This is a genomic window from Acidovorax sp. FG48 (assembly GCF_057809085.1).
This window is the reverse complement of sequence record NZ_JBMDJH010000002.1, coordinates 289,647-311,562: the sequence shown is the minus strand read 5'-3', so window position 1 is coordinate 311,562 and position 21,916 is coordinate 289,647. Positions and strand designations below refer to the sequence as shown.

Annotated in this window: 23 protein-coding genes; 17 read left to right on the top strand and 6 right to left on the bottom strand. The window is 67.0% G+C overall.

Annotated features, from left to right (window positions below; genetic code table 11):
- Window positions 1-59: 59 nt before the first annotated feature.
- The 6 genes from ACODSU_RS04480 (at window position 60) to ACODSU_RS04455 (ending at window position 3,907) form a co-directional block, all read left to right on the top strand.
- Entirely contained in the window at window positions 60-485 is a 426-nt protein-coding gene (locus ACODSU_RS04480; RefSeq protein WP_488840550.1) for a Fur family transcriptional regulator, read from the top strand.
- The gene (locus tag ACODSU_RS04475) at window positions 482-1,165 is read left to right on the top strand and encodes an ABC transporter ATP-binding protein (RefSeq protein WP_488840409.1); all 684 of its coding nucleotides are present in this window, start codon (window positions 482-484) and stop codon (window positions 1,163-1,165) included. The genes ACODSU_RS04480 and ACODSU_RS04475 overlap by 4 nt, the downstream gene beginning before the upstream one ends.
- Entirely contained in the window at window positions 1,162-2,400 is a 1,239-nt protein-coding gene (locus tag ACODSU_RS04470) for an FtsX-like permease family protein (RefSeq protein WP_488840407.1), read from the top strand. The genes ACODSU_RS04475 and ACODSU_RS04470 overlap by 4 nt, the downstream gene beginning before the upstream one ends.
- Before the next feature lie 65 nt (window positions 2,401-2,465).
- A complete protein-coding gene (locus ACODSU_RS04465) occupies window positions 2,466-2,717 on the top strand; it encodes a hypothetical protein (RefSeq protein WP_488840405.1) in 252 nt (83 codons plus the stop codon).
- Window positions 2,718-2,758: 41 nt separating this feature from the next.
- Window positions 2,759-3,388, top strand: a complete 630-nt coding sequence (locus ACODSU_RS04460) for a DUF3299 domain-containing protein (protein WP_488840403.1) — start codon at window positions 2,759-2,761, stop codon at window positions 3,386-3,388.
- Between the two features lie 57 nt (window positions 3,389-3,445).
- Window positions 3,446-3,907 carry a hypothetical protein gene (locus ACODSU_RS04455; RefSeq protein WP_488840401.1) on the top strand — a complete coding sequence of 154 codons (462 nt, stop codon included), beginning with the start codon at window positions 3,446-3,448 and terminating at the stop codon, window positions 3,905-3,907.
- Between the two features lie 193 nt (window positions 3,908-4,100).
- Here ACODSU_RS04455 and ACODSU_RS04450 read toward each other — a convergent pair whose 3' ends face one another.
- Entirely contained in the window at window positions 4,101-4,253 is a 153-nt protein-coding gene (locus tag ACODSU_RS04450) for a hypothetical protein (RefSeq protein WP_488840399.1), read from the bottom strand.
- Between the two features lie 131 nt (window positions 4,254-4,384).
- On the opposite strand from ACODSU_RS04450, the gene ACODSU_RS04445 reads away from it, so the two are divergent.
- Window positions 4,385-6,502: a TonB-dependent receptor domain-containing protein gene (locus ACODSU_RS04445; RefSeq protein WP_488840397.1), complete on the top strand. Its 2,118-nt coding sequence runs from the start codon at window positions 4,385-4,387 to the stop codon at window positions 6,500-6,502.
- Window positions 6,503-6,800: 298 nt separating this feature from the next.
- Window positions 6,801-8,423, top strand: coding sequence for a PAS domain-containing protein (locus ACODSU_RS04440; protein ID WP_488840395.1), 1,623 nt, complete (start codon window positions 6,801-6,803; stop codon window positions 8,421-8,423).
- 41 nt (window positions 8,424-8,464) lie between these two features.
- Here ACODSU_RS04440 and modC read toward each other — a convergent pair whose 3' ends face one another.
- The 3 genes from modC to modA are packed head-to-tail and all read right to left on the bottom strand — an operon-like array spanning window position 8,465 to window position 11,039.
- Window positions 8,465-9,553: a molybdenum ABC transporter ATP-binding protein gene (modC, locus tag ACODSU_RS04435; RefSeq protein WP_488840393.1), complete on the bottom strand. Its 1,089-nt coding sequence runs from the start codon at window positions 9,551-9,553 to the stop codon at window positions 8,465-8,467.
- Window positions 9,550-10,233 carry a molybdate ABC transporter permease subunit gene (modB, locus tag ACODSU_RS04430; protein WP_488840391.1) on the bottom strand — a complete coding sequence of 228 codons (684 nt, stop codon included), beginning with the start codon at window positions 10,231-10,233 and terminating at the stop codon, window positions 9,550-9,552. Before modB ends, modC begins: the two co-directional genes overlap by 4 nt.
- A gap of 38 nt (window positions 10,234-10,271) precedes the next feature.
- Window positions 10,272-11,039, bottom strand: coding sequence for a molybdate ABC transporter substrate-binding protein (gene modA, locus ACODSU_RS04425; RefSeq protein ID WP_488840389.1), 768 nt, complete (start codon window positions 11,037-11,039; stop codon window positions 10,272-10,274).
- 95 nt (window positions 11,040-11,134) lie between these two features.
- Between modA and ACODSU_RS04420 the strand changes: the two genes are divergently transcribed.
- On the top strand, window positions 11,135-11,887 hold the full coding sequence (locus ACODSU_RS04420; RefSeq protein WP_488840387.1) for a TOBE domain-containing protein: 753 nt from the start codon (window positions 11,135-11,137) through the stop codon (window positions 11,885-11,887).
- Between the two features lie 48 nt (window positions 11,888-11,935).
- On the opposite strand, the gene ACODSU_RS04415 is transcribed toward ACODSU_RS04420, so the two are convergent.
- Window positions 11,936-12,331, bottom strand: coding sequence for a DUF2845 domain-containing protein (locus ACODSU_RS04415; protein WP_295938784.1), 396 nt, complete (start codon window positions 12,329-12,331; stop codon window positions 11,936-11,938).
- 138 nt (window positions 12,332-12,469) lie between these two features.
- Between ACODSU_RS04415 and ACODSU_RS04410 the strand changes: the two genes are divergently transcribed.
- From ACODSU_RS04410 to ACODSU_RS04390, 5 genes are all read left to right on the top strand, one after another.
- Window positions 12,470-13,195, top strand: coding sequence for a response regulator transcription factor (locus ACODSU_RS04410; protein ID WP_056644518.1), 726 nt, complete (start codon window positions 12,470-12,472; stop codon window positions 13,193-13,195).
- Window positions 13,192-14,589: a sensor histidine kinase gene (locus ACODSU_RS04405; protein ID WP_488840384.1), complete on the top strand. Its 1,398-nt coding sequence runs from the start codon at window positions 13,192-13,194 to the stop codon at window positions 14,587-14,589. The genes ACODSU_RS04410 and ACODSU_RS04405 overlap by 4 nt, the downstream gene beginning before the upstream one ends.
- A gap of 1 nt (window position 14,590) precedes the next feature.
- Window positions 14,591-15,691 carry an ABC transporter ATP-binding protein gene (locus ACODSU_RS04400; protein WP_488840382.1) on the top strand — a complete coding sequence of 367 codons (1,101 nt, stop codon included), beginning with the start codon at window positions 14,591-14,593 and terminating at the stop codon, window positions 15,689-15,691.
- Between the two features lie 84 nt (window positions 15,692-15,775).
- A complete protein-coding gene (locus ACODSU_RS04395) occupies window positions 15,776-16,480 on the top strand; it encodes an HAD family hydrolase (RefSeq protein ID WP_488840380.1) in 705 nt (234 codons plus the stop codon).
- 153 nt (window positions 16,481-16,633) lie between these two features.
- Entirely contained in the window at window positions 16,634-17,590 is a 957-nt protein-coding gene (locus ACODSU_RS04390) for an AEC family transporter (RefSeq protein WP_209819642.1), read from the top strand.
- A gap of 27 nt (window positions 17,591-17,617) precedes the next feature.
- Here the strand turns inward: ACODSU_RS04390 and pdxH are convergent, their stop codons facing one another.
- Window positions 17,618-18,259 carry a pyridoxamine 5'-phosphate oxidase gene (pdxH, locus tag ACODSU_RS04385; RefSeq protein WP_209819643.1) on the bottom strand — a complete coding sequence of 214 codons (642 nt, stop codon included), beginning with the start codon at window positions 18,257-18,259 and terminating at the stop codon, window positions 17,618-17,620.
- Window positions 18,260-18,375: 116 nt separating this feature from the next.
- On the opposite strand from pdxH, the gene ACODSU_RS04380 reads away from it, so the two are divergent.
- The 3 genes from ACODSU_RS04380 (at window position 18,376) to ACODSU_RS04370 (ending at window position 21,854) form a co-directional block, all read left to right on the top strand.
- Window positions 18,376-18,948, top strand: coding sequence for a TetR/AcrR family transcriptional regulator (locus ACODSU_RS04380; protein WP_015014099.1), 573 nt, complete (start codon window positions 18,376-18,378; stop codon window positions 18,946-18,948).
- Between the two features lie 146 nt (window positions 18,949-19,094).
- Window positions 19,095-19,556: a (2Fe-2S)-binding protein gene (locus ACODSU_RS04375; protein WP_488840377.1), complete on the top strand. Its 462-nt coding sequence runs from the start codon at window positions 19,095-19,097 to the stop codon at window positions 19,554-19,556.
- A 15-nt stretch (window positions 19,557-19,571) separates the two neighbouring features.
- Window positions 19,572-21,854: a xanthine dehydrogenase family protein molybdopterin-binding subunit gene (locus ACODSU_RS04370; RefSeq protein ID WP_488840375.1), complete on the top strand. Its 2,283-nt coding sequence runs from the start codon at window positions 19,572-19,574 to the stop codon at window positions 21,852-21,854.
- Window positions 21,855-21,916: the final 62 nt, after the last annotated feature.

Sequence of the window (21,916 nt, the reverse complement as noted above, 5' to 3'; positions counted from 1 at the left end):
CGCCTCGACACTCCGCAGCGTCCCTGCCGTCCCACCGCGCCTGGGTTTTGCCAGAAGGCATGCGGGCCACCCGCGCCACGCGCGCGTTGGAACAGTTGTATGTGGCGCGGCCCAACACAGCCCTGTCAGAGGCTGAGGTCGAAGTCGCCTTGGCCGAAGCAGGGGCTGCGGTCAACAAAGTCACGGTGTACCGCATGCTTGACCGCTTTGCCGGGGCTGGCCTCTTGCACAAGCAGGTGGATGCCGCACGCGTGACGCGCTACGCGCTGGCTCCGCAGGGCGAAGAGGGTGCCGCACCGCGCTTCGAATGCGACGACTGCCATCGCCAGTTCCGCCTGTCGCAGGGTTCGGCCAAGGTGCAAAAGGCCCTCCAGCAGGTGCTGCAGGCGCTGGCCACCGCAGGGCATGAGAGCCTGGCAGTGGACGTTGCCGTGCACGGACGCTGTGCCGACTGTGCGCACCCAGCTGAGGGTGCCGCCGCATGATCCGCACGCGGGGGCTGTCCTACACCTATGCCGCAGGCGGTGCGGCGCCGCTGCGCTTTCCGGATGTGGATCTGCGCCAGGGCGGCACGCTGCTGCTGCGGGGGCGCTCGGGCACCGGCAAGTCGACCTGGCTGGCCCTGATGGCGGGGCTGCGCGGTGCCAGTGGGGGTGACCTGTTTGTGGCGGGCACCCAGCTGGGCACGCAGCGTGGGGCCGAGATTGATGCCTGGCGTGCCCGCACCATTGGCTTTTTGCCGCAGAAGCTGTACCTCAGCAGCGCACTCACCGTGGCGGACAACCTGGCGCTGGCGTACTTTGCGGCCGGGCTGCCGCGCGACGATGCGGCGATCCAGCGCGCCCTGGCGCAGGTGGGGGTCTCCGAGTTGGCCGCGCGCAAGCCGCATCAGCTTTCGGGCGGGCAGGCGCAGCGCGTGGCGCTGGCGCGGGCCGTGCTGCTGGCGCCGCAGGTGCTGCTGGCCGATGAGCCCACGGCCAGCCTGGACGACGAGGCAGCTGCGGATGCGCTGGCGTTGCTGCAGCAGAGTGCTGCGGCCTGCGACGCCAGCCTGGTGATAGCCACGCATGACCAGCGTGTGGTGTCCGCCCTGGCGGGTGTCCAGACCCTCGATTTGAATGAAATCGGCCCAGAGCGCCGGTTGAATATGCCTGAGCAGCTATGAATTCAGGAGTATTCAAGCTCGCCCGCCTGTCCTGGCACTACCTCTGGTCCCGCCCGCTGGCGGCCGTGCTCAACCTGCTGGTGCTCACGCTGGGCCTGGCCGCCATCACGCTGGTGCTGCTGGTGGCCACGCAGCTCGACAAGGCGTTCGAGCGCGACCTGAGCGGCATCGACCTGGTGGTGGGCGCCAAGGGAAGCCCTTTGCAGCTGATCCTGGCGGGCGTGTTCCACATCGACGTGCCCACGGGCAACATCCCGCTGCAAGAGGTGCAGACGCTGCAGAAGAACCCACTGGTGGCGCAGGTCATCCCGCTCAGCCTGGGTGACAGCTACCAGGGCTTCCGCATCGTGGGCACCACGCCGGACTACATCACGCACTACGCGGCCACGCTGGCCGAAGGCGCGCTGTGGCAGCAGCCCATGGACGCGGTGCTGGGCGCCAGCGTGGCGCGCGGCATTGTCAAGGCCAGCCACGCAGGTGCGCCGCTGGTCGGCGCCACCTTCATCGGCAGCCATGGCCTGGGTGGAGGAGGGCATGCGCACGGCGACCACCCCTATCGCGTGAGCGGCGTGCTCGCGCCCTGCGGCTGTGTGCTGGACCGGCTGATCCTGACCAGTACCGAATCCGTCTGGATGGTGCACGAGACCGCCACGGCCAACGATGCCGAAGACCTGGAAATTCTGAAGGAAGAGCGCGAGGTGACTGTGGCGCTGGTGCGCTACCGCACGCCCATGGCGGCCATCACGTTGCCGCGCCTGATCAACGGCGGCACATCGATGCAGGCGGCGGCGCCCGCCATCGAGGTCACACGCCTGCTGCGCCTGCTGGGCGTAGGGGCCGATGTGCTGCGCGCCTTTGGCGGCGTGCTGCTGGCCGTGGCCGCGCTCAGTGTGTTCATCGCCTTGTGGAATGCCGTGCGCGAGCGCCGCGCTGACCTGGCCATGCTGCGCATGCTGGGCGCCCCCCCGGGCCGCGTGGCCGGGCTGGTGCTGTGGGAGGCGCTGTGGCTGGCCGCGCTCGCGTCCATGCTGGGGCTGCTGCTGGGCCACGGGCTGGCGCAGGCCTTGGGCTGGGCTTTGCAGGCGCAAGGTTTGCTGCCGGTGACAGGCTGGATCTGGCTGCCCGCCGAAGGCGGGGTGCCGCTGCTGGCCGCAGGCGTGGCGGCGCTGGCCGCGCTGCTGCCGGCCATGCAGGCCTACCGGACCGATGTGGCCGACTTGCTCAGCCAGCCATGACCGTCCCGTTGAACACCCCCGTTTTTGTTTGACCCAATTCTCTGAATCACCTGGAAGGACCCACCATGAAGCACCTGATCTCCGCGCTCGCCCTGGCCCCCATGCTGCTCGCCGGTGCCCTGGCCCACGCCCAAGCCCACAACGACAAGGACACTCAGGAAGACATCGCCCGCCACCGTGCGATGGCCGCCGCGCACGAGGCGGCCGCCAAGTGCCTGGAATCCGGCAAGGGCCACGACCAGTGCCAGAAAGATTTGCAGGCGGCATGCCGGAACCTGGCCATCGGAAAATACTGCGGCATGAAGCACGCGCACTGAGCGCCTGTTTGTTTGATGTTGGTTCGCCCGGAGTCCCCGCCATGTCCTGCACCTTGAACCCCTTGCCCATCACCGGCCGAATGGCTCGCTTGGCTTGTCTGGCCGCCGCGCTGGCTGTGGCGGGCGGTGCACATGCGCAGCAAGGCGCCGCCACCAAGCCCGCGCCGGGCGCTTTTGAGCGCGCCAAAGAAGGCGCGGCCGCAGCACCGGTGCTGTCGTCGCCCCTGCCTGCGGGTGCGGGCACTGCCGTGCCAGCCGGGTCGGGTGCGGGGTATCACAGCCCCAACAGCCCGATTGCCCCGCTGCCCCAGCGCAACGACGTGGTGCCCTGGTCGGTGCTGACCGATTTGAGCAAGAAGACCACCAAGGACGGCATCCTGCCCGTGTTCAACGACGCCCAGAAGGGCATGGACAAGACCACGCAGCGCATCCAGGGCTTCATGGTGCCGCTGGATGCCAAACCGACGCAGACGCACTTCATCCTCACCTCCGTGCCGCTGACCTGCTCGTTCTGCACGCCGGGCGGGCCCGAGAGCATGGTCGAAATCAAGGCCAAGACGCCCGTGCGCTATTCGCTGGAGCCCGTGGTGGTGGAGGGCAAGTTCACCGTGCTCCCTAATGACCAATATGGCCTGTACTACCGCGTGGTGGACGCGGTGCCGGTGAAATAATCCACGGCTTTTAGCGCTGCAGCCTCTGCCGCAATCCTTTTCCCTTTCGTTCCTGACGTGACCCACGCGCTTCTTCGCCCCCAGTACCTGCCATCCGCCGCCCTGCGCAGCGCGGTGGTGCGGCGCGTGGCGTTGGCGTGGCTGCTGCTGGCCCTGGTGGTCGTGCCCACGCTGGGGCGGCTGCATCAGGTGGTGCACGGGGGCGCGCTGGACCAGGCCCATGCCGGGCTGCTGGCCGCGCCGTCGTCGCTGCCCGCGCAGTCGGCGTGGGACCCGGTCCGCACTGCGCAGCCCGCTGCCGCACCGGGCCACAGTCTGTGGCTGCCGTATCTGCTGGCCCACCACGCGCCGGTGGACTGCCTGTTGCTCGACCAGCTGGCGCTGGGCGACGCATTGCATGCTGCCCCGCTGGCGCTGCCTGCGGCCGATGCGCCCCTGCCGCCCGCCATACACGCGGCGGGGCGAGCGAGCACACCCCATATTGCGCTGTTCCACGCGCGCGGCCCGCCGGCCGCCTGACGCGCAGCGCACCTCTAGGGACCCTCTGCACGAATCAAGCGGCAAGTGTGCGCAGCGGATCGGGAAGGGCTGCAAGGCGCAAAACGCAGCAATAGCGGTAGCTATTGCGAGTATTTGCAACGCGGCAGACCGCCCGAGCCCGCTGATGCACACGGCGCGCTGATTTGTGCAGAGGGTCCCTAGCCCCACCTTCTCAGTCGGCGTACCCGCTGTGTGCCTTGCAGGGCAACGCGGCGGTGTTGTGCCTGCTGGCGAGGGGTGCGGTCTGCAGGCCGCAATACGCAGGCGTGGCTGGCAGCTGCCAGCGGCCGTACCACGGCGCGCCCATCTTTACTCCTGTTTTCATAGCTGCTGGCGCATATTTCACTAGCGCTTGCAGCGGTTTTTATTCATCAACTCGCGCCCAGGGCGCGGGTCGGCATGCGCAGGCGCGCTGGCACCGCCAGCGCCGCGCATGCCTTGTTGCAGGCCACCACCATGACCCACACCTTTTCTACCCACCGCTTTGTTTCTCGCTGCGCCCGTCCGGCCCTCCACCCCGTGGCTCTGGCAACCCTGCTGGCGCTGTCGGGCACCAGCGTTGCCACCCAGGCGCAGACTGCGCCCGTGCCCGCTGCCGCGGCGGACGCCGCACCCAGCCTGCCCGCTGTCACCGTGTCGGCCAGCGGCCTGCAATTGGGCGCCAGCGACATGACCACCCCCGCCACCGTGCTGGAAGGCGATGAACTGGTGCGCCGCCGCGAGGCCACGCTGGGCGAAACACTGAACAGCGAGCCCGGCATCACCAGCAACCACTTTGGCACCGGTGCCAGCCGCCCCATCATCCGCGGCATGGACGGCCCGCGCGTCAAGGTGCTGAGCGATGGCGCCGAGCTGCATGACGCCTCCACCATCAGTCCCGACCACGCCGTGGTGTCCGAACCGCTGCTGGCCACGCAGATCGAGGTGCTGCGCGGCCCGTCGGCCCTGGTCTATGGCAACGGCGCCGTGGGTGGCGTGGTCAACGTGCTGGACGGCAAGGTGCCCACCGCCATTCCGCAAAAGGGCTACGAAGGCAGTGCCGAGCTGCGCGCCAACTCGGGGGCGGGCGAGGGCGCTGGGGCCTTCTCGCTGACCGGCGGTGCGGGCAACGTGGCCGTGCACGTAGAGGGCGTGGCGCGGGACGCGGGCGACTACCGCGTGGGCAAGGGCTGGTCGGGCGGCAGCAAGGTGCTGGGCAGCTTCAACCGCACGGACACTGGCAGCGTGGGCCTGTCGTGGGTGGGCGACCAGGGCTACCTGGGGGCGGCCTACACCCGCCAGACCGCCAAATACGGCCTGCCTGGTCACAACCACAGCTTTGACGGCTGCCACACCCATGGCGACCACCTGCACTGCGGCGCCCATGCGGACGACGAAACCGACGGCCATGACCACGACCATGACGCTGCGGCAGGCGATGTGCCGGTGGTGGACCTGCGTAGCGAACGCTTTGACGTGCGGGGCGAGCTGCGCAACCCGTTTGCGGGCTTCTCGGCACTGCGGCTGCGGGCAGGTGTCACCGACTACAAACACGACGAAGTCGAAGACGGCGCCATCAGCACCACCTTCAAGAACAAGGCCTACGACACACGCGTGGAGCTGCAACACGAGCCCATCGGCGGCTTCAAGGGCGTGATCGGCCTGCAGACCTCGCAGCGCAAGTTCAGCGCCGAGGGCGAGGAGGCCTATGTGCAGCCCACCGTGACCCGCAAGACAGGCCTCTTCGTGCTGGAGGAGTACCGCTGGAACGACTGGCGCTTTGAAGCCGCCCTGCGCCACGACCGCCAGACGGCCGAGGCCCAGACCAGCGGCATCGAGCGCAGCCACAACGGCACCTCGGCATCGCTGGGCGCAGTGTGGAAGTTCACGCCCGGCTACCAGGTGGGCACCTCGTTCACCCGCGCCAGCCGTGCCCCGTCGGCCGAAGAGCTGTACGCCCAAGGCCTGCACATGGCCACCAGCACCTATGAACGCGGCAATGCCAACCTGCGCTCCGAAATCTCGCAGAACATCGATGTCAGCCTGAAGAAGACCAGTGGCGACACCACCTTCGGCGTGAGCATCTTCCGCAACCGCATCAACAACTACATCTATGGCCGCACCCTGGACGAGCTGGACGGCCTGCAGCTGCTGCAGTACAGCCAGGCCGACGCCACCTTCACCGGGATTGAAGGCCAGGTGCGCCAGCGCCTCACGCGCAATCTGGGCATCACTTTGTTTGGTGACACCGTGCGCGCCAAGTTGGACGGCGGTGGCCTGCTGCCGCGCATCCCGGCCACTCGCGCAGGTATCCGCCTAGATGCCAACTGGCAGGCGTGGGAAGGGCAGGTTGAATGGGTGCAGGTGGCCCGCCAGAACCGCGTGGCCGACTTTGAAACCGCCACGCCCGGCTACGGCATGCTGAACCTTGGCGTAAGCTACAACGGCCAGTTCAGCAGCGGCACGCCCTGGCAGGTGTACCTGAAGGCCAACAACCTGACGGACCGCCTGGCCTATGCACACACCTCGTTCATCAAGACCGCTGCGCCGCTGATGGGCCGCAACATCACGCTGGGGGTGAAGGTGGCGTTCTGACGGTTGATGCCGTCGTGACGTGCGTGAGCCAGCGCGGGGGAGGGCGTTGCTGGCTCGCGAACCTCCAGGCTCCTAACCAGCCAGACCAGGGAGGACTTGGATGCATGCCATACTTGGTTCACATGGTTGATTTTTCGATTCGTGAAGGCGCCGTTGCCTGAGTCCCCGTGATCGCGCACGCCCGATGCTGGAACGGGATTGACTGCCCGGCAGGCCGCCCCAAGTCGGCTGCGCGACACGTGAAGGACTTGTTCATCGCGGCCCTGCATGTCTCTGACCTGTTTTGCGATACCCCTGCATGCCCACCACTCCCGCGCCGTCCGCAAACCTTTTGCAACTGCTCCCTGAGGCGGTGGTGCAGACCGATGCGCTGTGGGAGATCACGTATCTGAACCCGGCGTGGCACAAGCTCACCGGGCATTCGGTTGAGGCGGCCCTCGGGCGGTCTTTGCTGGAGTTCGTGCATCCCGATGACATTGGCACCATGCGCTCAGGCATGCCGGTGTTCCGCCTGCGCTTTGCCGACGGGGACTACCGCTGGGTGCGTCTGCAGTTCCACCCCGAGACGGATGCGGCAGAGCGGGTGATCAGCCGCCAGGGTGTCCTGATCGAGATCACCGAGGTCACCGAGCAGGTGCTGGTGGAGGTGCGCCAGCGCTTTCTGCGCTTGCTGGAAACCATTGACGGTGTGGTGTGGGAGGCTGAAATCGGCGTGGGCAACACCTTTCTGAGCCCGCAGGTCGAACGCTTGTTTGGCTACTCCGTCGAGGAGTGGCGGGCCGACCCGGGCTTCTGGCGGGCGCATGTGCATCCCGATGATCTGGAGGAGGCCCTGCGCATCGACGATGCCGCTTACAACGCCACGCACAGCCATGCCTACGAGATGAGCTACCGGCTGATTGCCAAGTCGGGCAAGGTCGTGTGGGTGCGTGACCTGTGCCGCGCGGTGGTCGAGCCGGGTCGGCCGAACCGCATGATCGGCCTGATGATCGACGTCACCCAGCAGAAGAACACCGAAATCGATTTAGTGCGCTCCGAAAACCGCTATTCGCTGGCGACGCGCGGCTCCAATGACGGCATCTGGTATTGGGACTTGCGCACGGACACCCTGCACGTGTCAGGGCGCTTTCTCCAGATCGTCGGGCTGGGGAGCCGCGACCATGTGTACGAGGGCGGCTGGCGCTTTCTGGAGCAACTGATTGACCGCGAGGATCGCGCCCGCGTACAGGAGGCCTACAGCAGGCACCTGTCTGGAAACAGCGCGAAATTTTCGGTGGACTTCCGCGCGTTCCACGGAGCGGGGCGGCTGGTGTGGGTCAATTGGCGCGGGCTTGCCGAATTCGAAGCCGGCGTTGCGGTGCGCATGGCGGGCTCGTTGAGCGATCTGGCCGAGCGTGGCAGCTCCTACGATGCGCTGACCAACTTGCCTGGTCGGCCGTTGTTCCGCGACCGCCTTGCACAACTGATCACGCTGCACCAGGGCGACGGGGTGAACGGGGATGGAGTGCCCACGCGCAGTGGGGCCACGATGTTCGCCGTGCTGCTGCTGGACCTCAACGGGTTCAAGGCGGTCAATGACTGCTACGGGCACCATGTGGGCGACCAGCTCTTGCAACAGGTGGCGCGGAGGCTCGAATCCTGCGTGCGGTCGGTGGATCTGGTCGCCCGCATGAGCGGCGACGAGTTCAATGTGCTGTTGGAGTCCATTGACCCCGCCGAAGCCAGCCAGCGCGCCCAGCAGATTGCCACCGCGCTTGCTGCACCCTATGTGATTGGCGAACACACCGTGATCAGTGGCGCGAGTATCGGGTTGGTCAGCAGCGCATCCAGGCTGGCGACGGTGGACGACTACCTGCGCGCGGCAGACACTGCCATGTACCGGGCCAAAAGTCAGTCACTCGGAGTGTGCGTGTTTCAGTAAGGCGCCGTATCCAGGCGTGGTTGCGGCGGTTAGTGGCTGGATCAGGGAACAATCGCCACCGATTTGACCTGGGCCCACACCGCGCTGCCGGGCGCCACGCCCAGCGCGTGCAAGGACCGGTGGGTGACCCGCGCCAGCAAAAATGACTCGCCACAGCGCAGCCGCACCAGCGCTTGCGAAGGGTGTGCGTCGGGTGCTATGGAGTCGATCACACAGGGCAGGTGGTTCTGGATGCTGGTCTGCATGGGCTCCTGCACCGTCAGGCTCACGTCGCGGGCCAGCACTCGCAGCCGCACTGGCTGGCCTACGGGTAGGCCGCTGTCGCGCAGCCACATGGCGCCACCCGCAAAGCCCACGCGCGCCAGGTGCCAGGTAGTGTCCCGCTCCAGCACCTGGCCGCGCAGCAGCGCGCCCGCGTCGTCGCCGAGCACCACCGGCAGTTGCACGGACGACAGCACCTGGTCCACCGGCCCGGCGGCCGTTACCTGGCCTCCGTCCAGCACTACCAGGTGGTCGGCCAGCCGCGCCAGTTCGTCGGCGGAGTGCGTGACATACAGCATGGGGATGTGCAGCTCATTGCGCAGGCGCTCCAGCCAGGGCATGATCTCCTGGCGCCGCGCCAGGTCAAGGGCGGCCATGGGTTCGTCCAGCAGCAGCAGGCGGGGCGAGGTTGCCAGGGCGCGGGCAATGGCCACCCGCTGGCGCTCGCCGCCCGAGAGCTGACCCGGCCGGCGCTGCAGCAGGCGGCCAATGCCCAGCAGCTCGATGGCAGCCTGCAGCGTGGCCTCCGCCTGCGCAGACCGGGCGCGCTTGAGGCCATACCGCAGGTTGCCCAGCACGTTGAGGTGCTCGAACAGGCTGGCCTCCTGGAACACATAGCCCAGCCCCCGCTGGTGTGTGGGCCAAAACACCTGGGCGGCATCGTCTTGCCACACCTCGCCGTCCACGGCCACCAGGCCAGGGCGTGCGCGCTCCAGCCCCGCCACACAGCGCAGCACGCTGGTCTTGCCCGATCCCGATGCGCCAAACAGCACCGTGATGCCGCTGCCGGGCAGGTGCAAGTCCACATCCAGTTCAAAGTCGGCACGCGGCAGCGCGAGCCGGATGCGCAGGTCGCCGGGCGCCCTCATGGCAGCACCCGCGAGCCACGGTTCTTGAGCAGCGCCAGACACAGCAGCACCACGAACGAGAACAGCACCATGCCGCCCGCCAGCCAGTGCGCCTGGGCGTATTCCATGGCCTCCACATGGCCGTAGATCTGGGTGGAGACCACCCGTGTCTTGCCCGGGATGTTGCCGCCAATCATCAGCACCACGCCAAACTCCCCCACCGTGTGGGCAAAACTCAGGATGGCTGCGGTGAGCAGGCCGGTTCGGGCCTGCGGCAAGGCCACCGTGAAAAACGCATCCACCGGGCTGGCCCGCAAAGTGGCGGCCACCTCCATCGGGCGGCGGCCCATCGATTCAAAGGCGTGCTGCAGCGGCTGCACCGCAAATGGCATGGAAAACACCACCGAGCCCATCACCAACCCCGTGAAGGTGAACGACAGCAGGCCCCAGCCCATGGCCTGCGTGAACTGCCCCAGCGGCCCGGCGGGCCCCATGGCCACCAGCAGGTAAAAGCCAAGCACCGAAGGCGGCAGCACCAGCGGCAGGGTCACAAAGGCGCCCACCGGCCCCTTCCACCAGGACTGCGTTTGCGACAGCCACCACGCCAGTGGCGTGGCGATCAGCAGCAGCACGAGGGTGGTGAGGGTGGCGAGCTGCAGGGTCAGCCAGACGGCTTGCAGTGCTTCAGGGCCCAGGGGCATGGAGAAAAAAGACGGTGGCGGGGATGGGTGTGAGTATCTCAGTGCTCGTAGCCATAGCGACGGATCACCGCCCGCGCCTTGTCACCCTTGAGATATTGCAGCAACGCGGCCGCTGCTGCGTTGCCCTGGCCCCTATTCAGCAGCACGGCGTCCTGGCGCAGAGGGGAGTAGAGCGTTGCAGGGACGGCCCACACCGAGCCCTCCACCAGACGGCCATCGGCCATCACCTGCGACAGTGCGACAAAGCCGAGCTGGGCACTCTGGGTGGCGACGAACTGATGGGTCTGGGCAATGTTCTCGCCCTGCACAAATTTGGGCCGCAGGGTGTTCAGCACGCCCAGTTGGGTCATCACTTCCACCGCGGCAGCTCCATAGGGCGCAAGCTTGGGGTCGGCCACCGCGATCTTGTCGAAGTTGCCGGATTTGAGCACCTGGCCTTGGGCATCCACCAGACCGGGCTGCTTGCTCCAAAGAGCCAGTTTGCCAATGGCGTAGGTGAAGCGGCTGGCATCGACCGCCAGGCCTTCCTTGGCCAACTTGGTCGGGGTTTCGTCGTCGGCGGACAGCAGCAGGTCAAACGGCGCGCCGTTCTTGATCTGCGCATAGAACCGCCCGGTGGAGCCAAAAGCCAGCGTGGCCTTGTGGCCGGTGTCCTGCTCGAACAGGCGGGCAATCTTTTGCATCGGGGCCGTGAAGTTAGCCGCCACGGCTACCGACACCTCGCCCGCATGGGCTGAAAACGCCATCGCCAAAGAGGCGGCCAGGGACAACAGGAAACGCTTCACGGCAACCTCGCTATTCTTCATTGGAATAGCGGGACTGTAGCATGGCCGCTGCTTCGCTATTCCACTGATGAACAGCGGTACCGCAAACGTCCGTACCACGCAGTTAACATGCCCGCATGAGCAATTCTTCCCTGCCCCTGGCCGATGTGCTGGGCCACGAGGTCACGGACAAACGCATCGACATCCTGCGCCGCATCGGCGAGGTGGGCTCCATTTCCGAGGCGGCGCGGGGCGCGGGCGTGAGCTACAAGGCCGCCTGGCAGGCGCTGGAGACGCTGACCAACCTGGCCGGCGTGCCGCTGGTCGAGAAGGTGGTGGGCGGCACCGGCGGCGGCGGGGCCGCGCTCACCTCCGCCGGCCAGCGGGTGCTGCAGGCCGCCCATGCGCTGGCCGCTGCGCGCCAGCAGGTGCTGAGCCGACTGCACAGCGACGACGACGCAGCGACCGGCCGGGCTGCACTGGCGCTGCGCACCAGCATGCGCAACCAGTTTCCTTGCACCGTGGGCAAGGTGCGGGCCGTGGGCGGGCAGGTGCGTGTGCAGCTGCTGCTGGCGGATGGGCAGGCGCTGCACGCATCCATCACCCGGGTCAGCGCACAGTTGCTGGATTTGAAGGCTGGGCTGGGTGTGCTGGCGCTGTGCAAGGCAACAGCGGTTCAGGTGGCCCCGGACCCGGCCAGTCCCGCAGGCAATGCCATGGCCGGAGTGGTGCGAAGCGTCGCTCGCGGTGCAGCCCCGGAGGTGGTGCTGCAGCTGCCCAGCGGCATCCAGCTGGTGGGCTTTGCTGCTGCAGGAGCCAAGGTTCGAACGGGCCAGCAGGCCACGGCGGTTTTTGACGAATCCAGCATCGTCATCGCCGCGACTTCTTGAGGGTTGACCGCCCCCCAGCGCATTTGACAACAGGACCAGCGGGCCCCGCTACCTGCTGCGATCACCGTCGCGCACGGATTCGATGGCGCCGTTGTAGATGCGAACCACCCCCAGAAAGGTGCCAGGCCCCCGGTCGTACGTCCACTCTTCCATGGGCACACACTGGTTGGCCAGCACCGCAGCGGGGCTACCCGGGCGGTAGGGCGTCACCACCCAGCCCAGCTGCAGCATGGAAACGCACACGCCCTGGCGGTAGATGGGGTCACCACATTTCTGGAGCAGGGTCACCGGAGAGTCTCCCTTGCCCACCAGCGAACCATTGCAGCGCAAGGACTGCGAGGCCTGGGCGGGCAGCACCGTGCACAGGGCCAGTGCAGCCGCCAGCAGTTGCAAGGTCTTTCGGCAGGTGCCTGACAGCGCGGGCTGGGTCAAAAGTGATCTCATGGCGGCGGATTCCAAAAGGCTGGACCTCACTGTACAGCGGCCCGCCGCAGAAGGACGAACCCGCCTTTCGCTTCCCTTTCATCGCCCGTCCGTAGAAGCACAGTGGCCCGGGCCTGCCGCAGGCGGCATGATCGGGGGATGAAACTGCTGTTGGTCGAGGACGATTTTGATCTGGCTGGCGCCCTGAGCCGCAGCCTGGTGGCGCGTGGGTTCGAGGTGTTGTGCTGTGCCGATGGCAAGGAGGCCCTGGCGGCCGCGCGGCGCACCGCGTTTGACGTGATCACGCTCGACCTGTCGCTGCCGGGCCTGGACGGGCTGGAGGTGCTGCGGCGCCTGCGCGATGGCGGCAGCACCACGCCGGTACTGGCATTGACGGCCCGCGCGGCGGTCACGGACCGGGTGGCGGGTCTGGAGGCCGGAGCCGACGACTACCTGGCCAAGCCGTTTGACCTGGACGAACTGGTGGCGCGGCTGCGGGCCCTCACGCGCCGCGTGGGGCGCGACGGGCAGTTGCGCTGCGGGGCGCTGTACCGCGAGCCGGGCAGCGGCGTGTTCTACAACGATGCCTTGCCGCTGGAGCTGTCGCAGCGGGAGTCCGAACTGCTGCGGCTGCTGATGTCGCGCGTGGATCGGGTGGTCAGCAAGGAAGAGCTGCGCACGCAGGTGTTTGCCAACACGGACGAGCAGGTGCAAGCCGATGCGGTGGAAGTGGTGGTGCACCGGCTGCGCAAGAAGCTGGTGGGCACCAACGCCGAGATCGTGACCTTGCGCGGCGTGGGCTACCTGCTGTGCGACGCCGACAGCATGGCCGCCCACAAGACGGACAAAGCCGAAAAATCCGACAAAGGCGGGGTGGCCCGGTGACGCTGCGCTGGTGGCAGCAGCGGCCTTGGAGGCCGCGTGGCGGCTCGTTGCAGCGGTGGCTGCTGGTGGGCTGGTTGGTGCCGCTGTGGGCGCTGGTGGCCGTGATCTGCGCGGTGCAATGGGCCTACCAGGCGCAGCAGGACGCCGCTGCGCAGGACGAGGCCCTGCGCCAGGCGCTGGCGCATTGGCCTGCTGATCTATCAGTAGACCCGGCCACATCGTTGTCTGCCCAGCCAGCGCCCGGCGTCTGGTACCGCGAGAGCAATCTGGACGGCGAACGCCTGACGGGCAGCGCCGACCTGCCGCGTGTGCCCCCCACCGAGGCGGTACGTGACCCGGGTGCGGTGCACTTCTACCTGGCGCAGGTGGGCGACCGGCTGGTGCGGGTGGCCGTGACCTTGTACCAGCCCACCGTGGCGACGGGCGGGCAAGCTGCAGCTGCGCCCGTGGTGCGCCAGGTGGCGCGCCCGCTGGGCGAGCGCCTGCCCGGTGCGCGCAGCCTGCTGGGCGGTGGCGCGGGCCTGTGGTGGGTGCTTTTGCTGGCACTGGCGATGACCGCCGTGGCGGTGCTGCTGGCGCGGGCAGCGTCGGGATGGCTGCGGCATGCCGATGTGTCGCTGATGCGGCCGCTGAGCACCGACGTTGCGGGCACGGCAGACCGCATCTACGAAGGCCCGTCAGAACTCGCGCCCGCCGTGCAGCATTTTGCCGAGCTGCAACACAGCCAGAGCCGCTGGATTGAGGAGCAGCGGCGCTTTCTGGCCGATGCCACCCACCAGCTGCGCACCCCCATGGCCGTGCTGCGCACCCAGCTGCAGGCCGCCATGGCAGGCGACATGCTGGTGGGCGATGCACTGCAGCAGATGCTGCACACCGTGGACCGCGCCTCGGGCCTGGCCAACCAGTTGCTCAGCCTGAGCAAGGTGGAGCAGCTCAAGCGCATGGGCGAGTTGCCCAGCGTGGACCTGAACGCGATTGCCCGCGAGGCCGTGATGGAGCTGGCCCCACTGATTGCGGCCAAGCGGCTTGACTTTGCGCTGGAGGGCCCCGACACGCTGTGGGCACCCGGCGACGCGGCGCTGCTGGGCGAACTGATGCGCAACCTGCTGGCCAACGCCATCCACCACACGCCCGTCCACGGGCGGCTGGGGGTGCTGCTGCGCGACAGCACGGGGCGGCGCGAGGTGCTGGTGTGGGACGAGGGCCCTGGCATCGACGACGCTGTGCGGCAGCGATTGTTCCAGCCGTTTTCGGCCGGGCAGGGTGGGGTGGGCCTGGGGTTATCCATCTGCCGGCAGATTGCCGAGGCAATGGGCGCGCAGGTCACGCTGTTCAACCGCATGGACGCGGGGCAGGTCATCGGCGTGGATGCCGTCGTGACCTGGGAAGAATGAGATGCCCGTGACGCCCCCCTCCGAGACACCTACCGTGCATGGCATCGAGTTCCGGGATGTCAGCAAGCGGTACGGCTCATCGCCCGACGCTCCGCTGGTGGTGGACCACATCAGCTTCAGCGTGCCGCGCGGCACGCTCACCACCATCCTCGGGCCGTCGGGCTGCGGCAAGACAACCACGCTGCGCCTGATTGCCGGGCTCGAATCACCCACATCGGGCCGCATCTTTATCGACGGGCAGGATGTGACCCCCCTCGGCCCGGCGCAGCGCAATGTGAGCCTGGTGTTCCAGAACTACGCGCTGTTTCCGCACATGAACGTCATCGACAACGTGGTCTACGGCTTACACCTTTCGGGCCTGGGCAGCCAGCAGGTGCGCGAAAAGGCCCGCGCCATGCTCGACACCGTGGGCCTGCACGGCCTGGACCAGCGCAGGCCGCATGAGCTGTCAGGCGGGCAGCAGCAGCGCGTGGCGCTGGCCCGCGCGCTGGCGCTGGAGCCCGCCGTGCTGCTGTTCGACGAACCCCTGTCCAACCTGGATGCCCGCCTGCGCCGTGCGATGCGCGAGGAGATTCGCGCCCTGCAGCAGCGCCTGAAGCTCACTGTGGCCTATGTCACCCACGACCAGTCCGAAGCGCTGGCCGTCAGCGACCAGATCGTGGTGATGGACCGGGGCGCCATCGCCCAACGCGGCGCGCCCAGTGCGCTGTACGAGCAACCCACGTCCGAGTTTGTGGCCGGCTTCATGGGCGAGGCCATGCTGTTCGCAGCCCAGAACCACGCGCCCAGCCCGGGTAGCACTGCAGGCACCGGGTATGCGCAGCTGGGCCCGCTGCGCGTACCGTCACCCGCCGCACTGCCTACAGGCCCGGTCAAGATCGCCGTGCGCCCGGAGGCCTGGGTGATTGGCCCGGCCACATCGGCAGGCCTGGCCGCGCGGGTCATCCGCTGCACCTACCTGGGCAGCGTCATGGAATACACGTTTGCCAGCGCCCTGGGCGCCATTTTTGTGGTGTCGCCCCTGGTGGAGTTGCCGCTGGATGTGGGCGCCCCGGTCAGCCTGACACTGGCAGACCATGGCGTATCCGTGGTGGCTGGATAAGAACCTGTTCAAAGGTGCGCGGCTTTTGCCCTGTATGCGCCCGGCATGCGCCACACCGTTTTGTTAACCCCCTTTTGATGAGCCATGCCTCTGGACTACACCGTTGCTGTTTTTGACCTGGATAACTGCCTGATGGATGCGCGGGCGGTGGGCCCTTTGTTCGAGCCCGCATTCGAGGCTGTGCGGCAAGCCAACCAGGGCGCACTGAGCCCGCAGGCCCTGGACCAGGCGCTGCAGGCTTGCTGGTTCACTGCGTTCGACCTGGTGGCCCAGCGCCACCATTTCACTCCCGCGATGCGTGCGGCCGGGTGGCAGCAGTTCAGCCAGATGAAGGCCAGGCCGCCGCTGCAGGGCTATGCCGACATCGACCTGCTGCCTCGCATTCCGTTGCGGCGCTACCTGGTCACCAGCGGCTTTCGGCGCCTGCAGGACAGCAAGATCGATGCACTGGGAATACGCCCCTGGTTCGAGCAAGTCCTCATCGACGCGATTGACGCACCACCCACCGATGCCGGGCACGGCAAGCAGGTCCTCTTTGAACAGATCCTGGCCCGCGAGGGTTGCACGCCCCGCAAGATGCTGGTGGTGGGCGACAACCCCTTGTCCGAGCTGGCGGCCGGGCGCGCGCTGGGAGCCACCACCGTCCAGACCGTGCGGCCGGGTGTCGAGCCCTGGCCTCTGGCAGACCACCGGGTGGAGGGGCTGCAAGGGCTGCTGGCCCTGCTGTCGGCGGACGCACCGCGCGCCGCAGCAGATACGCCCCCGGCGGGCGCAGGCCAGAGGATTTGAAAGGAATCGGCGCCAAGCGCTAGTGGAATATGCGCTGATAGCTATTGAATATGTAGCAAATAATGGCTGTGCGGCGAGCGCACCACGCCGAATCGGCAGAGATGATGGGAGACAATCGGCGCCCACCCTTGCCGATCTGGCGCACTTTTCTCCGTGAACTCTCCTGTCTTCACCTCGCTGATCCCCGTCATCCTGTTCATTGCCATCGGCTTTTATGTGGGGCGGCGTGGCTGGATACGTGCCGAGTCCGTCAAAGACTTGGCCAACCTCGTGTTCATGGTGCTCACGCCCGCGCTGCTGTTCCGTACCATGAGCACGGTACACCTGGAAGACCTCAACTTCGGCCCCGTGGGCATCTACTTTGTGGCGTTTGGTGTGGTCTATGCCGCCACGCTGGCGGTGCAGGGTTTCAACACGCTGGGCGCCGCGCGGGCGCTGGCCAACACCTTCAGCAACACGCTGATGATCGGTGTGCCGCTGGTGGGCCTGGTGTTTGGCGAGGCAGGGCTGGTCACGCTGTTCACCCTGATCTCGGTGCACTCGCTCATCCTGCTGACGGCCGCCACGGTGGTGTTCGAGCTGGCGGCCGCACGCGAACATGCCGGGCGCCCGGGCGGGGTGCAGCAGCCCATGTGGCGCACGGTGCTGCAGGCCATCCGCAACGGCATCGTGCACCCCGTGCCGCTGCCCATCATTGCGGGCCTGCTGTTTGCGCAGACCGGGCTGGTGGTGCCCGAGGTAGTGGGCAAGCCCCTGCAACTGCTGGGCCAGGCGCTGGGGCCGATTGCGCTGTTGCTGGTGGGGGTAACGCTGGCATTCACCAAGGTCGGCCACCAGTTCAAGGCCGCGCTGCGCATTGCGCTGGTGAAATGTGTGGTGCACCCGCTGGTGCTGGCCAGCATGGGCTGGGCGCTGGGCCTGTCGGGCATGCCGCTGGCCGTGATGATCGTCGCAGCATCGCTGCCCGTGGGGGCCAACGTGTTTTTGTTCTCGCAGCGCTACCGCGTGGCAGAGGAAGAGGTGACGGCCAGCGTGGCGGTGTCCACCGCCATGGGTTTGGTCACCATGCCGTTGGTGATTTTGGCGGTCACGCGGTGGGTCGCGGGCTGAGCCAGCGACCCAGGGCCCAGGTTCAGGTCAGGGCGCCAGCCGCTCCCGCACCCATTCGCCTGCGTCCAGCCGGTAGCGCAGCCGGTCATGCAGCCGGCTCTTGCGCCCCTGCCAGAACTCCCACTGGTCGGGCTTGAGGCGGTAGCCGCCCCAGTGCGGCGGGCGGGGCGGTTTCAGCATGAATTGCGCACCGTACTTGGCCGCATTGGCCACCAGCACGCTGCGGCCTGAAATGACCTGGCTTTGCGGACTGGCCCAGGCGCCGATGCGGGAGTCGAGCGGGCGGCTGTGGAAGTATTCGTCGCTTTCCTCGTCGCTGACCTTCTCCACCACGCCTTCGATGCGCACCACACGCTCCAGCTCCACCCAGTGGAACTGCAGGGCGGCATAAGGGTTGCCGGCAATCTGCCGGCCCTTGCGGCTGTCGTAGTTGGTGAACCAGACGATGCCGCGCTCGTCATAGCCCTTGATGAGCACGATGCGGGTGCTGGGACGCAGGTCGCTGCCCACGGTGGCCAAAGTCATGGCGTTGGGCTCGGGCACTTCGGCGCTGATGGCTTCCTTGAGCCACTGGTCAAACTGCTGCAGGGGGGCAGCGTGCGAGGCGTCTTCGTTGAGTTCGGCGCGCTCGTAGCTCTTGCGGAGGTCGGCGATGGAGTTCGTGGTCATGGCCACGATTGTGCATCCCTCGTACCATGGCTCTTTGCGTTAGGGCAGGGCGCCGTAGTCATGCGCGCGGGCTTTGGTAGTGGTCGAATTTATGTTCGTTTATATTCTTGGTTCCGATGAAACCCAAAGACGACGAAAAACAGCGCGCCATCGCCCAGGCCACCTTTGAACTGGTAGCCCAGCGGGGCCTGAGCGGCCTGACCCTGGCCGACATTGCCCGGGCAGCGGGCGTGGCCACAAGCACGCTGTACGTGTACTACCCGTCCAAGGACGAACTCATCAGCCAGCTGTACCAGGACGCCAAGACCGTCACCGCCGCGCGCATCATGGACGGCATAGAACCTGGCATGCCCTACCGCGCACGGGTGCGCCGCGCCTGGGGCAACCTGCTGCGCCATCGGCTGGACCAGTACGCCGAAGTGGTGTTCCAGGAGCAGTACTACAACTCGCCCTGGTTCACACAGGGCAACCGCGAATTTTCGACCCGGCTGATGGCAGGCTTTTTTGCGCTGATGGAGGAAGGCCAGCAGCAGGAGATCCTCAAAGCCGTGCCCATTCCGCTGCTCACGGCCAGCCTGGTGGGCTCGGTGCGGGAGACCGGCAACCTGATCCGCACCCAGGTGCTGCCCGACGATGAGGCCGTGCACCAAATGGCGTTTGGCCTGTGCTGGGACGCCATCAAGGCGTAAATCGTGCCGCTGCAGAAACTCGAATTTTGCGGTTTAATCGAATAGTTATTCTCTTAAAACAACAAAGCGGCTTGATGTCTGCCCGCGCCGCCCTACCGATTGCGCTGTGCTTTTGAGCGCTGACCTTCATCCCAAGGAGTCCCACGATGTCCACCCTCAATATCAACGGCAAAGACACGGCCGTGGATGCCGACGAATCCACCCCCATCCTCTGGGCCCTGCGCGACACGCTGGGCATGACCGGCACCAAGTTTGGCTGCGGCCAGGCGCTGTGCGGTGCGTGCACCGTGCACCTGAACGGCGCGCCGGTGCGGTCCTGCATCACGCCCATCTCGGCGGCGGCAGGCCAGAAGATCACCACCATTGAAGCCATTGCCGCTGATGACAAGGTGGGCAAGGCCGTGCACGCTGCCTGGGTCAAGCACGACGTGGCCCAGTGCGGCTACTGCCAGAGCGGCCAGATCATGAGCGCCACCGCGCTGCTCAAGGGCAAGAAAAAGCCCACCGATGCCGACATCGACGCTGCCATGGCCGGCAACGTGTGCCGCTGCGGCACCTACGTGCGCATCCGCGCCGCCATCCACGACGCTGCCAAGACCCTGGCCTGATTGAAGGAGATCACCATGCACTTCGAACCCCATGCCCTGCAGGGCCAGGCACAGCATTTCATGCCAAAACACCTCCAAGCGCTAGTGGATAAAGCGCAAGGCGCTATCAATTCGGAAGCATTGAATGCGTCGGACGGCGTGGCGCGCCGTACCTTCCTCAAGGTGTCTGCGGCCTCGGGCTTTGCGCTGGGCGCGTTTCCGCTGGTGTCTGCTGCGCAGGGCGCGGCGGCTGCGGCACCCACAGGCCTCAAGCCGCACGAGCAGCCCTCGGCCTTTGTGCGCATTGATGCCGATGGCACCGTCACTGTCACCATCAACCGGCTTGACTTCGGCCAGGGCGTGCAGACCGGCCTGCCCATGATCCTGGCCGAGGAACTGGATGCCGACTGGAGCAAGGTGCGCAGCGTGCACGGCGACGCCAACCCGGCCTATGCTGACCCCGCGTTTGGCATGCACCTCACGGGCGGCTCCAACTCCATCAAAAACTCGTACACCCAGTACCGCGAGCTGGGTGCACGCACCCGCGCCATGCTGGTCGGGGCCGCTGCCGCGCAGTGGGGTGTGGACGCGTCGGCCCTGCGCACCAGCAACGGCTTCGTCGTGGGCCCCGGCGGCAAGAAGCTGGGCTACGGCCAGTTGGCCGAAGCCGCCATGAAGCAGCCCGTGCCCGAAAAGGTCACCTTGAAGGACCCCAAGCAGTTCCGCCTGATCGGCAAGCCCACCGGGCGCCTGGATGCCAAGGCCAAGTCGAGCGGCCAGCAGGACTACGGCATCGACGTACGCCTGCCCGGCATGCTGACGGCCGTGGTGGCCCGCCCGCCCGTGTTTGGCGGCAAAGTGAAGTCGCTGGACGACAGCACCGCCAAAGCCATCAAGGGCGTAAAGGCCGTGCTGCGCGTGCCCACCGACCGGGGCGGCGAGGGCATTGCCATCGTGGCCGACGGCTACTGGCCTGCCAAGCAGGGCCGCGACGCGCTGAAGGTGGAATGGGACACCAGCGCGGTCACCAAGCCCGACACCACTGCGCTGCTGGCACAGTACCGCGAACTGGCCGCCAAGCCGGGCAACGTGGCCATGCAGGCCGACATGGCGCCGCTGGCGGGCGCACCCCACAAGATCAGTGCCGAGTTCGTCTTCCCGTACCTGGCGCACGCGCCCATGGAGCCGCTCAACTGCACCGTGAAGCTGGATGGTGACAAGGCCGAACTCTGGATGGGCACCCAGATGCCCGGCCTGGACGCGATGGCCGCCGCCAAGACGCTGGGCCTGCAGCCGCAGAACGTCAAGGTCAACACGCAGATGGCCGGTGGCGGCTTTGGCCGCCGTGCCATTCCCACCAGCGACTACGTGGTGGAGGCCTGCGGCGTGGCCAAAGCCGCGCGCACTGCGGGCATCACCGCGCCGGTGCGCACGCTGTGGAGCCGCGAGGACGACATCAAGGGCGGCTACTACCGCCCCATGCACGTGCACCGCGCCGAGATCGGCTTTGACGCCAAGGGCAAGATCCTGGCGTGGGACCACACCATCGTCGGCCAGTCCATCACCAAGGGCTCGCCGTTCGAGGCCTTCATGATCAAGAACGGCATCGACGCCACGGCCATCGAAGGCATGAAAGAGCCCTACGACGTACCCATGAAGCTGTCGGTGCACCACCCGGACGTGAACGTACCGGTGCTGTGGTGGCGCAGCGTGGGCTCCACCCACACGGCCTATGCCATGGAGACGCTGATCGACGAAGTGGCCCGCGCCACCAAGCAAGACCCCGTGGCCTACCGCCTGGCACTGATGGGCGACAAGCACCCGCGCCACAAGGCGGCCCTGCAACTGGCCGTCGCCCAGTCGGGCTACGGCAAGAAGAAGCTGGCCGCCGGCCGCGCCTGGGGCGTGGCGGTGCACGAATCGTTCGAGTCGGTGGTGGCCTATGTGGTCGAGGCGTCCGTCAAAGACGGCACGCCCAAGCTGCACAGCATTACCGCCGGCGTGCACTGCAACCTGGTGGTCAACCCCAAGAGCGTGGAAGCCCAGGTGCAAGGAGCCGCGCTGATGGGCCTGGGCACCTGCCTGCCCGGTGCCGCCATCACGCTCAAGGACGGTGTGGTGGAGCAGAGCAACTTCGGCGACTACGCCGTGCCCCGCATCACCGACATGCCACAGGTGACGGTGCACATCGTACCCAGCGCCGATCCGCCGAAGGGCATGGGTGAGCCTGGATTGCCGCCGCTGGCGCCGGCGTTTGCCAATGCCATCGCGCAGATCACGGGCAAGACGCCACGCGAGCTGCCGTTCAAGCTGGCTTGATAAAGCTTGCTGGAATGAGAGCGCCGGGGTTGGAAAAGCCCGGCGCTTTTTTTATGACCTAT

What these genes read in the sequence shown, in the direction of transcription:
- ACODSU_RS04480 (WP_488840550.1), top strand. Translation starts at nt 60, where the DNA reads ATGCGGGCCACCCGCGCCACGCGCGCGTTGGAACAGTTGTATGTGGCG.
- ACODSU_RS04475 (WP_488840409.1), top strand. Translation starts at nt 482, where the DNA reads ATGATCCGCACGCGGGGGCTGTCCTACACCTATGCCGCAGGCGGTGCG.
- ACODSU_RS04470 (WP_488840407.1), top strand. Translation starts at nt 1,162, where the DNA reads ATGAATTCAGGAGTATTCAAGCTCGCCCGCCTGTCCTGGCACTACCTC.
- ACODSU_RS04465 (WP_488840405.1), top strand. Translation starts at nt 2,466, where the DNA reads ATGAAGCACCTGATCTCCGCGCTCGCCCTGGCCCCCATGCTGCTCGCC.
- ACODSU_RS04460 (WP_488840403.1), top strand. Translation starts at nt 2,759, where the DNA reads ATGTCCTGCACCTTGAACCCCTTGCCCATCACCGGCCGAATGGCTCGC.
- ACODSU_RS04450 (WP_488840399.1), bottom strand. Translation starts at nt 4,253, where the DNA reads ATGAAAACAGGAGTAAAGATGGGCGCGCCGTGGTACGGCCGCTGGCAG.
- ACODSU_RS04445 (WP_488840397.1), top strand. Translation starts at nt 4,385, where the DNA reads ATGACCCACACCTTTTCTACCCACCGCTTTGTTTCTCGCTGCGCCCGT.
- ACODSU_RS04440 (WP_488840395.1), top strand. Translation starts at nt 6,801, where the DNA reads ATGCCCACCACTCCCGCGCCGTCCGCAAACCTTTTGCAACTGCTCCCT.
- modC (WP_488840393.1), bottom strand. Translation starts at nt 9,553, where the DNA reads ATGAGGGCGCCCGGCGACCTGCGCATCCGGCTCGCGCTGCCGCGTGCC.
- modB (WP_488840391.1), bottom strand. Translation starts at nt 10,233, where the DNA reads ATGCCCCTGGGCCCTGAAGCACTGCAAGCCGTCTGGCTGACCCTGCAG.
- modA (WP_488840389.1), bottom strand. Translation starts at nt 11,039, where the DNA reads ATGAAGAATAGCGAGGTTGCCGTGAAGCGTTTCCTGTTGTCCCTGGCC.
- ACODSU_RS04420 (WP_488840387.1), top strand. Translation starts at nt 11,135, where the DNA reads ATGAGCAATTCTTCCCTGCCCCTGGCCGATGTGCTGGGCCACGAGGTC.
- ACODSU_RS04415 (WP_295938784.1), bottom strand. Translation starts at nt 12,331, where the DNA reads ATGAGATCACTTTTGACCCAGCCCGCGCTGTCAGGCACCTGCCGAAAG.
- ACODSU_RS04410 (WP_056644518.1), top strand. Translation starts at nt 12,470, where the DNA reads ATGAAACTGCTGTTGGTCGAGGACGATTTTGATCTGGCTGGCGCCCTG.
- ACODSU_RS04400 (WP_488840382.1), top strand. Translation starts at nt 14,591, where the DNA reads ATGCCCGTGACGCCCCCCTCCGAGACACCTACCGTGCATGGCATCGAG.
- ACODSU_RS04395 (WP_488840380.1), top strand. Translation starts at nt 15,776, where the DNA reads ATGCCTCTGGACTACACCGTTGCTGTTTTTGACCTGGATAACTGCCTG.
- pdxH (WP_209819643.1), bottom strand. Translation starts at nt 18,259, where the DNA reads ATGACCACGAACTCCATCGCCGACCTCCGCAAGAGCTACGAGCGCGCC.
- ACODSU_RS04380 (WP_015014099.1), top strand. Translation starts at nt 18,376, where the DNA reads ATGAAACCCAAAGACGACGAAAAACAGCGCGCCATCGCCCAGGCCACC.
- ACODSU_RS04375 (WP_488840377.1), top strand. Translation starts at nt 19,095, where the DNA reads ATGTCCACCCTCAATATCAACGGCAAAGACACGGCCGTGGATGCCGAC.
- ACODSU_RS04370 (WP_488840375.1), top strand. Translation starts at nt 19,572, where the DNA reads ATGCACTTCGAACCCCATGCCCTGCAGGGCCAGGCACAGCATTTCATG.